The sequence below is a fragment of the Bradyrhizobium sp. AC87j1 genome, from assembly GCF_002936975.1.
Taxonomy (GTDB): Bacteria; Pseudomonadota; Alphaproteobacteria; order Rhizobiales; family Xanthobacteraceae; genus Bradyrhizobium; species Bradyrhizobium shewense.
This window is the reverse complement of record NZ_PTFE01000046.1, coordinates 48,841-61,574: the sequence shown is the minus strand read 5'-3', so window position 1 is coordinate 61,574 and position 12,734 is coordinate 48,841. Positions and strand designations below refer to the sequence as shown.

The following is a 12,734-nucleotide window of genomic DNA, read 5'->3' as shown; positions in this document are numbered from 1 at the left end:
CACCGCGCAAATCCATTGCTGACATCTCACTCCACGGCATGGACGGCCTCCCGAATCGGACCAATCCAGCCAATGTTGATGTGTCAGCTATGTCTCCGAACACCCGTCAGTGATCTGTCCGGGCTAAACACTTGTCCCGGCCATCCACGCCTCACCTCGCATGACGAAGAACGTGGATGCCCGGGACAAGCCCGGGCATGACGGCCTCATAGACGTCGGCGTGGGAGGTCAGCTGCGAGACGTAAAGCGCTAGATCAGCTTCCGCTGCGCCAGGTTCTTCATCAGCGCACCGATGCCGAAGGTCCAGGGCTCGCATTCGTCGCTGGTGCGCATGCGGTTGACGAGCTTGCCGAGCTGGGGCGCTGCGATCGTGACGATATCGTCCCGCTTGTGGGTGAACCCCTGCCCCGGCGCATCGCGATCCTTGACCGGCGCGAACATCGTGCCGAGGAACAGCACGAAGCCATCAGGATATTGATGCACCTTGCCGATGGTCTGCTCGACCAGATCGATCGGATCACGGCTGATCTTGCTGATCGAGGAATGGCCGTCGAGAACGAAGCCGTCCGCCCCCTTCACGTTCAGGCTGATGTCGAGCTTGCGCGCATCGTCGAGCGTAAAACTGTCGTCGAACAGGCGCAGCAGCGGTCCGATCGCGCAGGAGGCGTTGTTGTCCTTGGCCTTCGACAGCAGCAGCGCCGAGCGTCCTTCGAAGTCGCGCAGATTGACGTCGTTGCCGAGCGCGCCGCCGACGATCTTGCCGCGGCTCGACACGAACAGCACGAGCTCCGGCTCCGGGTTGTTCCAGGTCGATTTCGGATGCAGGCCGGCATCCATGCCGGTGCCGACCGAGGACAGCGTCGGCGCCTTGGTGAACACTTCGGCATCGGGACCGATGCCAACCTCGAGATATTGGCTCCAGGCGTTCTGATCGATCAGGACCTGCTTCAGATGCATCGCCTGGTCGGAGCCCGGCTTGAGCTTTGACAAATCGTCGCCGATCAGCCGCGTCACCTCCTTGCGGATCGCTTCGGCCGAGGCCGGATTGCCCTTCGCCCGCTCCTCAATCACGCGCTCCAGCATCGAAATGGCAAAAGTGACGCCGGCAGCTTTCAGCGTCTGCAGGTCCACGGGCGCAAGCAGCCACGGCTTTTGGCGATCGCGCTGATCCGGCGCCGTGTTGGCCACGATGGCGTCGAGATCGCCGATGCGCTCGCCCTTGGTCAGGCTCAGCGCCTTGGCCGGATTGTCTTCTTCGCAGAGCGCGCTGATGGTCAGAAATCTTGCGGTGACGTCGAACACGCCGTCGCCACGGACGGCGACCACGGCCGGACCGTTCGCCTGCGGCAGCCAGACGCGGCCGGCGAGTGTGCCGCGTGTTCCGTCCTCAGGGAGAAGGTCTTTCACCGTCAATGTCGTCATGGCCGCGCCCTCGCTGTTTCTCGGATCAGCCGCAGCCGATCACATTGGCGAAAACCAATAAACGTCTGGCGGGGGAAGTCCAGAGAGCGCACCCTTACTTGAACCAATGCACCAGTGCGATGCTGATGCCGAGCAGCAGCATCAGCGACAGCGTCACCGCGGCCGTCACCCGCCCGCCGACATTGGCGAGCACGCGTACGTCGACGCCGAGACCGAGGGCCGCCATCGACACCACGGTGAGAAAGCTCGTGATCTTGGTCACCGGACCAACCACCGTCCCCGGCACAATTTCGAGGGAACGCAGCGTCGCCAGCGCCAGAAAGCCGAGGATGAACCAGGGCACCAGGCGGAAGAAGCCAACATGGGTCTTCTTGGCATCGCTCTGCCAGCGCGAGGCGGCGAGCGACAGGCCGACCACGACCGGCCCGAGCATCAGCACACGCATCAGCTTCACGAGCGTGCCGATCTGTGTCGAGACGAGCCCGGCCGGGACCGTCGCGGCCAGCACCTGCGGCACCGCATAGACCGTGAGGCCGGCGAGGATGCCGTATTGCGTGGCAGACAATTGCAACAGCGGAATCAGCAGCGGCAGGCCGAGCACCATCATCACGCCGAGGATCGCGGTGAAGGAGATCGAGGATGCGATCTCGTCATTGTTGGCGCCGATGATCGGGGCCACGGCGGCAATCGCCGAATTGCCACAGATCGAGTTGCCGCAGGCGATCAGGATCGACAGCCGCGTCGACAGGCCCAGCATCCGGCTGATGCCAAAGGAGACGCAGAGCGCAATCACCACGACGGCTGCGATCGACGCCAACAGCGCGACGCCGGAGGCCGCGATGGCGGCGAAGCTGATCGAGGCGCCCAGCAGCATGACCGCGACTTCGAGGAGCTGTTTTGCGCTGAAGGCGATGCCGGCCTGCCAGCGCGGCGCGGGTTTCCAGAAGCTGCGCAGGGCCATCCCGAGCAGGATCGCCATCACCAGCGCCTCGACATAGGGATGCTCGAAGACGCCGAGCTCCGCCCGTTCGAGCAGGGCCGAGACACCGGCGACGGCGATACAGAGGAGGATGCCCGGAATCAGCGCGAAAATACGGCTCGCGGCGGTGGTCGGTTTGGCATCGGCCGGGCTGGATGCTTGATTCTGCGACACAAATCTCTCCCAGGGGAGAAAGATTTATACGCAGCGCCGGTTCATTGGGGAATAAGTTTTCGACATATCAGGGCCGAGGGAAGTTCTGTCCTCAACCCGGAATAACGGCCTCAGAAGATCAGGCTCTTGGCGAGCGAGGCCACACGGCTGAACCCGTCGTAGACGCCGGGTTCGAAGAACGCCGCACGCGCGAGCACGATTCCGGCCACGAGCGACCAGAACAGCCCGGTGCCGACCCGCAACAGGAGCTTTGACGCGCGCGACTTCGGCTGGGCATCCGTCGCGGACACCAACTGCTCGCCAAAGGGCTCAAATCCAGTGCGTTCCATAGCAGCCAATCCATCAATTCGTGGCTGAAATGTCGTCTTTTCGACCCCAAACAGCAATGGAAGCGATTGGCTTTTTTGGTTCTCCGCGGGGAAACTCCTTCCGCCGGAATGACCCCGGACAACCGTTTTCTTCTTCGGGCCTATTCGGGCACCGCCGGCCCGGCTCAGAGGGCCAGATAACGCCGGCGGATCGCCTCATTGGCTTTCAGCTCGTCGATGCCGGCGGCGTAGACGATCTGGCCCTTGTCGATGATCGTGGCGTGGCTCGCGAGCCCAAGGCAGAAATGCATGTTCTGCTCGGCGATCAGCACGGTTGATCCGATGCTTCGAAGCTGCCGCAACAGCTCGCCGATCCGCTGCACGATGATGGGCGCGAGCCCCTCGCTCGGCTCGTCCAGCAGCAACAGCGCCGGATTGCCCATCAGCGTGCGCGCGATGGCCAGCATCTGTTGCTCGCCGCCGGAGAGACGCCCGGCAATGCGATGGCGCAGCGGCTCCAGCAGCGGGAAGACCTCATAGATGCGCTTGATCGGCCATTCGTCCTGCCCCTCCGGCCCCCTCTTCTTCCCGATGACGAGATTGTCCTCGACGGTGTGCTCCGGAAAGATCTGGCGATCCTCCGGCACGAAGCCGAGACCGGCGCGCGCAATATGATGGGGCTTCCGGCCGGAGATCAGAGCACCGCGCAGGCTCACCCTGCCCCGCCGCGGCGGCGCCAGCCCCATGATCGCCTTCATGGTCGTCGATTTGCCGGCCCCGTTGCGACCCAGCAGCGCCATGGTCTCGCCCTGCCGCACCGAGAGGCCGACGCCGAACAGGATCTGGCTGGTGCCGTAGTAGACGTCGAGATCGGCGACTTCGATGACGACGGCGCTCATGCGGCGGCTCCCGCATGTTCGGTGCCGAGATAGGCCTCGATCACGGCACTGTTGTTGCGGATCTCGTCGGGCGTGCCGGTCGCGAGAATGCGGCCATAGCAGAGCACGACGATTTTGGGCGCGATCTTGAACACGATGTCCATGTCGTGCTCGATGAAGACGACGGTGATCTTCTGAGTGTCCCAGAGCTCGCGCACCTTGTCGATCATGCGCCAGCGCTCTTCCGGCCCCATGCCGGCGGTGGGCTCGTCCAGCAGCAGCACTTTTGGTTCGAGCACCAGCGCAAGGGCAATATCGAGGAGTTTCTGATCGCCGTGTGACAGCGTCGCGGCCGTGCGGTGGCGTTTGCCGGCAAGGCCGAGCAACTCCATCACATGCTCGGCGCGGTCGCGCGTCTCCGCCAACGGAAAGCGCTTGTGCAGCACCGCGGACGAACGCTGGTCGGCGCTGACGGCAGCCAGCATGGTCTCCTGCACCGTCAGCGATTTAAAAATGCTCGCCACCTGGAAGGCGCGGCCGATGCCGTGACGGACGATCTCCGGGGGCGAGCGGCCGGCGAGATCGACACCGTCGAGCAGCACCTCGCCGGCGTCAGGCTTCAACGCGCCGGTGATTAAATTGAAGAACGTGCTCTTGCCGGCGCCGTTCGGGCCGATCACCGCGGTGAGCGAACCGTCGGGGAAGTCGAGCGTGACGTCGTTGGTTGCCTTCACGCCGCCAAAGGACTTTGCAAGGTTGCGGATCTCCAGCATCGCTAACGCCCCTCGCCTGCGTCGCGCCGCTGCGAAAACCACTCGGCGACGAAATCCAGCAGGCCTTTGCGCAGGCCCAGCGCGAAGAACAGGATGACGACCCCGAGCACGATGCCATGGTACTCGGTGAACCGCGTCACGGTGTCGTTGAGCAGCAAGAGCAGCACGGTGCCGACCATCGGCCCGAGGAAGGTCGAGACGCCGCCAAGCATGTTGATGAAGATGCCCTCGCCCGAGATGGTCCAATAGGCGAATTCCGGATAGGCGCCGGAGACGAACAGCGCCATCACCATGCCCCCCATCGCCGCGAACAGCGCCGCCAGCACGAACACGGTGAGTTTTGCGCGCCAGACGTCGATACCGAGGAAGCTCGCGCGCGCGGCATTGTCGCGGATCATGCGCAGGGTGTAGCCGAATGGCGATTGCGCGATCTGGCGCATCCCGAGCAGGCCGAGGATCAACAGCGCGCAGCTCGCAATGTAGAGATGGACGTGGTTGGAAAGATCGATGCCGAGAAAGACGGGTCGCGGAATGCCGCCGCGCAAGCCCTGGTCGCCGCCGGTGAACGAAGCCCAGGACAGGATGGTCGAATGGATCAGCATCTGGAAGGCGAGCGTGACGAAGGCGAAATAGATCTCCTTCAGCCGCACGCAGATCGCGCCGATGACGGCCGCGATCACCGCCGTGATCGCCAACGTCGCCACGAAGGCGACCGGAATGGGCACGCCGAGCTTCTGCATGATCAGGCCGAAACTGTAGGCACCAAGGCCGAAGAACATGCCGTGGCCGAACGAGGTCAGGCCGGTGTAGCCGACCAGGAGGTTGAGCGAGGTCGCGAACAGCCCGTAGGCGGAGCAGCGGATGACGAAATCGAGCAGCGCCTTGCTGCCCGTCAACAGCGGCAGGCTCGCCAGCACGGCAAAGGCGACCAGCGCGATCAGGACGTCGCGATAGCGTTGCAGCACCGAGCCACCGCGCACGGGTGCCAGCCCTTGCGCGCGTCCGGCCTCCAGCTCGGTCATGCCGCCTCCTTGCCGAACAGGCCGGTGGGTTTCGAGACCAGCACGATCACCATGAACAGATACATCAGGCCTTCCGTGAACAGGGGAAAGCCGAGCGAGCCGAACGAGCGGATCAGGCCGAGCAGCAGCGCTCCGATGAGGGCGCCCAGGATCGAGCCCATGCCGCCGATCACGGTGACGATGAAGGATTCGATCAGCACCGAGAATCCCATGCCGGGCGTGAGCGAGCGCACCGGCGCGGCGAGCGCGCCGGCGAGTCCCGCAAGCATGCCGCCGAGCGCGAACACGCCGCCATAGATCAGGCCGGTGTTGATGCCGAGCGCGGACACCATGCCAGGATTTTGCGCGGCGGCCCTGATCACCTTGCCGATCCGGCTGCGCGACAGCCCGATGCCGAGCACAATGGCCGCGACAAGCGCAACGCCGATCAGCAGCAGATAATAAGGCGGCACCACGCCGCCGGCGATGAACAGCGGCATCACCTGGAACGCGGAAGGCATGCCCATCGACTTGAATTCGGGCCCCCAGATCAGGCGCACGACATCGTCGAAGATCAGCACGAAGGCGTAGCAGACGAGGAGCTGCATCAAGACGTCCGCGCCATAGACGCGGCTCATGAAGACGCGCTCGAAGATCAATCCGAGAATGGCGGTGCCGGCCGCGCCCGCCAGCATCGCGAGTGCGAAGCTCCCCGTGAGCTGATAGGCGGTCATCGCGAAATAGGCGCCGAACATGTAGAAGGCGCCGTGGCTGAAATTGACCACCTTGAGCACGCCGAAGATCAGCGTCAGCCCGACCGCGACCAGGAACAGCAGCATGCCGATGATGAGGCCGCTGGTGGTCTGCGTCACCAGGCAGGCGGAGCTGGAGAGGCAGCCGGCAAGCGCGTCGAGATCCACGAGAGCACTTTCATTGTCGGGCGCCTGACAGGGCGCGAAAAACCAAACGAAAGCGGCGAAGACGGTCGCCCGTCTCCGCCGCACATCAGATCAGGTGTAACCCTTGCTCTTCTTCCACTCGGCCTCGAGCTCGAAGATCGTCTTCCAATCGCCGGCCTTGACCTCCGGCACATACGGCTCCTGCGGGATCGTGGTGCCCCAGCCGATGGCGTAGCCGACCAGCGTGTGATCGTCGCCGCGCATCGTCACGGTGCCGTCGGCACCGAACGGGCACTTGATGGTGAGGCCCTTCAATGCCTGCGCGATCTTCTTGCCGTCGACGGAGTTCGCCTTCTTTGCGGCTTCGGCCAGGAACATCACGGCGGTTGCGTTCTGCCACGACCAATTGGTCGGATACTCGTTGTGCTTCGCCTTGTAGGCATCGCCCCAGGCCGCGTTCTCCGGCGTGGTCGGAAAGGTCTTGATGTAACGGTTGCCGGAGTGGATGCCCTTGGGCAGGTTTTTCACGACGGTGAGCGCGGTGTAGTCGGCCATGTTGACCGCGAACACCTCCATCTGGCTGAACATCGCGTAGATGTTGGCCTGGTCGATATAGGAGGTGAGATCGCCGCCCCACAGGCAGGAATAAAGCGCCTGCGGTTTGGCTTGCAGGATCTTGGTCACGACCTCGGTGTAGTCGGGCTGGAACAGCTTTGGCCAGGATTCGCTGATGATCTCCACATCAGGCGCGAAACGCTTCAGATACAGCGTGAACTCGCCGGTGGTGTCGCGGCCATAGGCATAATCGGGCGAACAGGTCGCCCATTTCTTCAGGCCCTTGGTCTTCGCGATCGCGGCGGCGTAGCTGCCGCCGACGATGGAATCGTGGATGCCCTGGCGCACGCAGCGGAACGCGTTCGGGATGTGCTGCTTCGGATCAGCCGTCAGCGAGGACGCTTCCGAGCAGGTATGGATACAGAGCACGCCGAGGTCGCGCGCCACCTCATGCACCGCAAACGATCCGGAGGACGCCTCGCCGTCGAGCAGCAACTCGCAGCCATCGGTGTTGACGAGCTCGCGCGCGACGCGGGCGGCTTCCTGCGGCTGGCCCTTGGAATCGCGGATCACCATCTCGATCTGCCGGCCGGCAAGGCCGCCGGCGGCGTTGACCTTCTCGACTTCGAGCATGACCGCATTGCGCGAGGACGTACCGAGCTGCGCCACCCGGCCCGACAGGATCGTCGGCATGCCGATCTTGATGGTCTTGGCTTGCGCACGCGCCACCCACGGCGCGGCAACACTCATCGCACCGGCGCCCATCAGCGCCAGCGTTGAACGGCGGCTGATGCCCGGTGTGCGGGTCCTCGTCATTTTTCCCTCCCTCTGTCGGGTCGGCGTTTTCCTGGTCCCTTGCCGGAGATCGTCTCGTCTCCGTGTTCCCAAGGATTTCAGAGGGAGGGGGTGACGTCAAGCCAAACATGAACTATGAGTCAGAATTCAAAACAGAGGAAACGAGGCCGACAATTGGCCTGAAACCAGCGAAAATGATCAACCTGTCGAGCTTCATCGCCTTTCATGCCCGGCGCACGCCGGAGCGGTCTGCGCTGAAATATCGCGGCGAGGAGATTTCCTACGCGGCCTTCGACGCGCGCATCCGGAAAGCGGCCGGCTGGCTCGCCGCGCAGGGCATCAGCGTCGGCGACATCGTGGCGGTGCTGATGAAGAACAGCGCGGCGTTCCTGGAGCTCGTCTTCGCCACCAGCCATCTCGGCGCGGTGTTCTTGCCGATCAACTTCCGCCTCTCCCGCGACGAGGTCGGCTACATCGCCGGCAATGCTGGCGCACGGCTTCTGATCGTCGACGAGGAATTGGCTGCGAATGCCGCGGGCACTGGGATTGTCGTGCTCGACGAGGCTGCGCAGCAGAGCCTCACGCATCTCGCAGCCGATGTGCCGCCCGCGCCGATGCATGCCCGCGCACCATCGGACCTGATGCGGCTGATGTATACCTCGGGCACGACCGACCGCCCCAAGGGCGTGATGCTCTCTTACGATAATTTCTACTGGAAGTCCGCCGACCAGACGATCACGCTGGGGCTCAGCGCCGAGACCCGCCTTCTCGTCGTCGGCCCGCTCTATCACGTCGGCGCGCTCGACCTGCCCGGCATCGCCGTGCTCTGGCATGGCGGCTTCATCCACATCGAACGCAATTTCGAGCCGGAGACCGCGCTTGCGGCGATCGCCGAGGACAAGCTCAACGCGGCATGGTTCGCACCTGTGATGACCAGCGCGATGCTCACCTGCCCGACGCGTGAGCGTTATGACGTCTCCAGCCTGCAATGGGCCATCGGCGGCGGCGAGAAGACGCCGGAGCTGCGCATCCACGCCTTCTCCGAATATTTCCGCAATGCGCGCTACATCGATGCCTATGGCCTCACCGAAACCGTCGGCGGCGACACCTTCATGGAGGCCGGCCGCGAGATCGAGAAGATCGGCTCGACCGGGCGTGCGATTGCCCATGTCGAGATCGAGATCCGCGACGAGGACGGCAAGGTCGTGCCGGCCAACGTCAACGGCGAAATCTGCCTGCGCGGTCCCAAGATCACGCGCGGCTATTGGAAGGATCCGGACAAGACGGCCTCCGCCTTCTTCGGCGACTGGTTCCGCAGCGGCGACGTCGGCTATCTCGATGACGACGGCTTCCTGTATCTGACCGACCGCAAGAAGGACATGATCATCTCCGGCGGCGAGAACATCGCCTCCTCCGAGGTCGAGCGCGTCATCTATGAATTGCCCGAGGTGCGCGAAGTCGCGGTGATCGGCCTGCGCGACGCAAGCTGGGGCGAACGTCCGGTTGCGATCGTCGTGCTGGCCGAGGGCGCCAGGCTCGAGCTCCCTGCCCTCACCGAGCATTGCCGCGGGCGGCTCGCGAGCTTCAAGGTGCCGAAAGAGCTGATCATTCGCGACAGCCTCCCGCGCAACCCGTCTGGAAAAATTCTCAAGCGCGTGCTGCGCGCCGAACTGGAGACCGTGGCATGACGCAAGGCCCAGCCACCGCGAAGATCACAAAACTCAACCGCGTCGAGCGCAACGCCTGGACCAAGCAGAAGATCTTCGAGGCCGCCACCAAGGTCGTCGGCAAGCATGGCTATGCCGAAGCCTCCGTCGCCCGCATCACCGAACAGGCCGGCGTCGCGCAAGGCACCTTCTACAATCATTTCGAGAACCGCCAGGAGCTGCTCGACCAGCTGCTGCCGAAGATCGGCCTCGACATGGTCGAATTCATCCGCGCTCGCACCGGCACGGCGGATGCGGCGCGGCAGGAGATCGAGCGCTTCGCCGCCTTCTTCGACTTCATCCGCGAGGTGCCGGAATTTTTGCGCATCCTCAACGAGGCCGAATTCTTCGCACCCATCGGTTACCAGAAGCATCTCGATAACATCTCGATCGCCTATGTCCGTATCCTCCGCCGTGCGCGCCTTGCCGGCGCCATCGAGGATTTCAGCGACGAGGAGTTCGAGGCGATCGTCCACATGCTGATGGGCGCGCGCGGCTATCTCAGCCGCCGCTACTCCTACTCGGCCGGCGGCGTCACCGCCGTGCCCGAGCACGTCATCTCCGCCTATCGCAAGCTGATGACGCGCGGCCTCTTCACCGACTCCGGAGACCAGGACACGCCATGAACATCGAATCTCCGCACAGGCCGCTCGACCTTGCTTCGACCATCGCAGAGGGCGACATCCGCTGCCTCCTGATGGTGCTGGTGCACATGACGGGCGATGAGAAATGGCTTGCGCCGCCGTACTTGCCCAAGCGCGACATCCGCCTGATCCCCGATCCCGAAGCCGGCGTGCCCAAGGAAATCCAGGACGAAATCCGCGCCGCGGTGGTGAAGCTCTTCGCCAATGGCACGCCGAAGCCCGTCATCACTGATCCCGGCGACGAGCTGCTGCTGAAGATGATGCGCGCCTGTCTTGGCGAGAATGTCGCGCCGGAATACGCCCCGCTGATGCGCGAGGAGATGGGGTTTGTTGCGCGCGAGGCGCGTTGGACCGAGCAGCCGTCGAACGACAAGCTCGCGGAGCAGCACGTGCTGATCGTCGGCGCCGGCGTCTGCGCCATTGCGCTCGGCGTGGCGCTCGGCCATCTCGGCATTCCCTACACCATCGTCGAGAAGAACGCCGAGCTCGGCGGCACCTGGTGGATCAACCGCTACCCCGGCTGCGGCGTCGACACGCCGAACCACTCCTATTCCTACTCGTTCGGCTCCGGCAATGCATGGACCCGCTACTTCTGCCAGCGCGAGGAGTTGCTCGGCTATCTTCAGAAGGTCGCGGACGAATATGGCATTCGCAAGCATCTGCGCGTCAACACCGAGCTGACCTCGTCGCGCTGGGACGAAGGCAAGCGGCGCTGGATCTCGACGCTCAAGACCGAGAGCGGCGAGGAGACCTTCGAATCCACCGCGCTTGTCAGCGCGATCGGCCAGCTCAACGATCCCTCCCGCGCCCGCTTCAAGGGCGAGGACACATTCAAGGGAACGATCCTGCATTCGGCGCGGTGGTCGGATGACATCAACATCGACGGCAAGCATGTCGCCGTGATCGGCACCGGCGCAACCTCGATGCAGCTGGTGCCGTCGATCGCCGGCCGCGTCGCCTCGGTCACGGCCTATCAGCGCAGCGCGCAATGGGCGCGGCCGGTGAAGGGTTATGCCGATCCAATCAGCGAGGGCGCGCGCTGGCTGCTCGCGCATCTGCCGTTCTATGTGCAGTGGTACCGCTTCAACATGTTCTGGCGCTATGGCGATGGACTCTTGCCTTTCCTGCGCAAGGACCCGGCCTGGCCGCATCCCGAGCGTGCCGTCAACAAGGGCAACGACCGGCACCGCCAGGAGCTGACCGATTTCATCCTGTCGGAATTGCAGGGCCGGCCGGACCTGATCGAAAAATGCGTGCCGACCTATCCGCCCTACGGCAAGCGCATCCTGCTCGACAACAACTGGTTCAAGACGTTGACGCGGCCGAACGTGGAGCTCGTCACCGACGCAATCGACCATTTCGACCAGGGCGGCATCGTCACCGCCGACGGCAAGCACCGCCCCGCCGACGTCATCGTGGTCGCAACCGGCTTCAAGGTGACGGAAATGGCCGCCCGCCTCAACATCAGCGGCCGCGATGGCAAGGATTTGCGCCAGGCCTGGGCCAACGACAATCCGACCGCGTTCCTCGGCCTCACCGTGCCCGGCTTTCCGAATTTCTTCTGCATGCTCGGCCCCAACTCCGGCCCCGCGCATGGCGGCAGCGTGATCTTTCAGTCGGAATGCCAGAGCCGCTACATCTCCGCTTGTCTCGCCAGCATGATCGAGCACGACGTCGCCGCCATCGACGTCCGCCCTGATGTGCTCGACGACTACGTCCGCAAGGTCGACGCCGAGCACGAGACAATGATCTGGACCCATCCGGGCATGAGCACCTACTACCGCAATTCAAGTGGCCGCGTGTTTTCCGCGATGCCGTGGCGGTTCGTCGACTATTGGCGCATGACGCATGATCCGGATCTGGGGCAGTACAGGATGACGAGGGCGTAGCCTCTCGCCGCCTCGGAATTCACGGGTTAACCTCCCGTCCGACAAGGAGCGCCATACGTCCAAAGGGAGCGGTCCGTGCCCAAGCCAATCGTGCGCATCTACACCGACTACAAGAGCCCCTATGCGTTCGTCGCGAACAAGCGGCTGTTCGCGCTCGAAGAGACGCACGGCGTCGAGCTCGAATGGCTACCCTACACGCTGCGCGTCGCCGAATTCATGGGGACGGTCGAGGAGCGCACGCCGCATTTCTGGCGCAAGGTGCGCTACGCTATATGGACGCACGGCGCTATGCCAACGCTCAGGGACTCGTCATGAAAGGACCGCGTCGAATCTACGACGCGTTCTATTCCAGTGTCGGCATGCTGTTTGCGCAACGGCACGGCTTCTTCCGTGCGTATCACGACACGGTGTTTCGTCGCTTCTGGAGCCATGAGCTCGAGATCGACGACCTCGCCGCAGTCACTGACGTCATCACATCGTGCGGTGGTTCGGCGAGCAAGTTCGAAGCCTACGTCCACGGCCCTGCCCGCGCCGAGCACGACCGCATCATCGACGAAGCCGAAGCGCTAGGCGTCTTCGGCGTGCCCACCATGGTGTTCAACAGCGAGCTGTTCTGGGGCGGCGATCGCATCGACATGCTGATCGCGCGCATCGAGAACCCCGAGACGATCGAGGCCGCGCTCGGCAGCCACCATCGTAAGCCAGGGTAAC

The 12,734-nt window shown here is 63.9% G+C and carries 13 protein-coding genes; 5 read left to right on the top strand and 8 right to left on the bottom strand.

The features are described from left to right. Positions 1-249 precede the first annotated feature (249 nt). The 8 genes from CV770_RS22960 to CV770_RS22925 all read right to left on the bottom strand — a co-directional run bounded on the left by CV770_RS22960 (position 250) and on the right by CV770_RS22925 (position 7,805). The gene (locus CV770_RS22960; protein WP_104463966.1) at positions 250-1,422 is read right to left on the bottom strand and encodes a fumarylacetoacetate hydrolase family protein; all 1,173 of its coding nucleotides are present in this window, start codon (positions 1,420-1,422) and stop codon (positions 250-252) included. A 94-nt stretch (positions 1,423-1,516) separates the two neighbouring features. After that, positions 1,517-2,575: a YeiH family protein gene (locus CV770_RS22955; RefSeq protein WP_104463965.1), complete on the bottom strand. Its 1,059-nt coding sequence runs from the start codon at positions 2,573-2,575 to the stop codon at positions 1,517-1,519. Positions 2,576-2,685: 110 nt separating this feature from the next. Further along, the gene (locus tag CV770_RS22950) at positions 2,686-2,904 is read right to left on the bottom strand and encodes a hypothetical protein (RefSeq protein WP_018315898.1); all 219 of its coding nucleotides are present in this window, start codon (positions 2,902-2,904) and stop codon (positions 2,686-2,688) included. Between the two features lie 164 nt (positions 2,905-3,068). After that, a complete protein-coding gene (locus tag CV770_RS22945) occupies positions 3,069-3,782 on the bottom strand; it encodes an ABC transporter ATP-binding protein (RefSeq protein ID WP_104463964.1) in 714 nt (237 codons plus the stop codon). Then, positions 3,779-4,534, bottom strand: coding sequence for an ABC transporter ATP-binding protein (locus tag CV770_RS22940; RefSeq protein WP_104463963.1), 756 nt, complete (start codon positions 4,532-4,534; stop codon positions 3,779-3,781). The genes CV770_RS22945 and CV770_RS22940 overlap by 4 nt, the downstream gene beginning before the upstream one ends. Positions 4,535-4,536: 2 nt before the next feature. Then, positions 4,537-5,556 (bottom strand): branched-chain amino acid ABC transporter permease, encoded by a 1,020-nt coding sequence (locus CV770_RS22935; protein ID WP_104463962.1) that lies wholly within the window; start codon positions 5,554-5,556, stop codon positions 4,537-4,539. After that, positions 5,553-6,455 (bottom strand): branched-chain amino acid ABC transporter permease, encoded by a 903-nt coding sequence (locus CV770_RS22930; RefSeq protein WP_091952957.1) that lies wholly within the window; start codon positions 6,453-6,455, stop codon positions 5,553-5,555. Before CV770_RS22930 ends, CV770_RS22935 begins: the two co-directional genes overlap by 4 nt. 90 nt (positions 6,456-6,545) lie before the next feature. After that, positions 6,546-7,805 carry an ABC transporter substrate-binding protein gene (locus tag CV770_RS22925; protein WP_104463961.1) on the bottom strand — a complete coding sequence of 420 codons (1,260 nt, stop codon included), beginning with the start codon at positions 7,803-7,805 and terminating at the stop codon, positions 6,546-6,548. 173 nt (positions 7,806-7,978) lie between these two features. Here CV770_RS22925 and CV770_RS22920 point away from each other — a divergent pair, with 173 nt between their 5' ends. From CV770_RS22920 to CV770_RS22905, 5 genes are all read left to right on the top strand, one after another. Then, complete coding sequence (locus CV770_RS22920; protein WP_104463960.1) at positions 7,979-9,472, top strand: AMP-binding protein; 1,494 nt, start codon at positions 7,979-7,981, stop codon at positions 9,470-9,472. Next, on the top strand, positions 9,469-10,116 hold the full coding sequence (locus tag CV770_RS22915) for a TetR/AcrR family transcriptional regulator (RefSeq protein ID WP_104463959.1): 648 nt from the start codon (positions 9,469-9,471) through the stop codon (positions 10,114-10,116). Before CV770_RS22920 ends, CV770_RS22915 begins: the two co-directional genes overlap by 4 nt. Beyond that, entirely contained in the window at positions 10,113-12,023 is a 1,911-nt protein-coding gene (locus tag CV770_RS22910; RefSeq protein WP_104463958.1) for a flavin-containing monooxygenase, read from the top strand. Before CV770_RS22915 ends, CV770_RS22910 begins: the two co-directional genes overlap by 4 nt. Before the next feature lie 75 nt (positions 12,024-12,098). Then, complete coding sequence (locus tag CV770_RS43420; RefSeq protein ID WP_245453837.1) at positions 12,099-12,338, top strand: hypothetical protein; 240 nt, start codon at positions 12,099-12,101, stop codon at positions 12,336-12,338. Continuing rightward, entirely contained in the window at positions 12,335-12,733 is a 399-nt protein-coding gene (locus CV770_RS22905; protein WP_349627981.1) for a DsbA family protein, read from the top strand. Before CV770_RS43420 ends, CV770_RS22905 begins: the two co-directional genes overlap by 4 nt. Position 12,734 lies beyond the last annotated feature (1 nt).

What these genes read in the sequence shown, in the direction of transcription:
- CV770_RS22960 (WP_104463966.1), bottom strand. Translation starts at nt 1,422, where the DNA reads ATGACGACATTGACGGTGAAAGACCTTCTCCCTGAGGACGGAACACGC.
- CV770_RS22950 (WP_018315898.1), bottom strand. Translation starts at nt 2,904, where the DNA reads ATGGAACGCACTGGATTTGAGCCCTTTGGCGAGCAGTTGGTGTCCGCG.
- CV770_RS22945 (WP_104463964.1), bottom strand. Translation starts at nt 3,782, where the DNA reads ATGAGCGCCGTCGTCATCGAAGTCGCCGATCTCGACGTCTACTACGGC.
- CV770_RS22940 (WP_104463963.1), bottom strand. Translation starts at nt 4,534, where the DNA reads ATGCTGGAGATCCGCAACCTTGCAAAGTCCTTTGGCGGCGTGAAGGCA.
- CV770_RS22935 (WP_104463962.1), bottom strand. Translation starts at nt 5,556, where the DNA reads ATGACCGAGCTGGAGGCCGGACGCGCGCAAGGGCTGGCACCCGTGCGC.
- CV770_RS22925 (WP_104463961.1), bottom strand. Translation starts at nt 7,805, where the DNA reads ATGACGAGGACCCGCACACCGGGCATCAGCCGCCGTTCAACGCTGGCG.
- CV770_RS22920 (WP_104463960.1), top strand. Translation starts at nt 7,979, where the DNA reads ATGATCAACCTGTCGAGCTTCATCGCCTTTCATGCCCGGCGCACGCCG.
- CV770_RS22915 (WP_104463959.1), top strand. Translation starts at nt 9,469, where the DNA reads ATGACGCAAGGCCCAGCCACCGCGAAGATCACAAAACTCAACCGCGTC.
- CV770_RS22910 (WP_104463958.1), top strand. Translation starts at nt 10,113, where the DNA reads ATGAACATCGAATCTCCGCACAGGCCGCTCGACCTTGCTTCGACCATC.
- CV770_RS22905 (WP_349627981.1), top strand. Translation starts at nt 12,335, where the DNA reads ATGAAAGGACCGCGTCGAATCTACGACGCGTTCTATTCCAGTGTCGGC.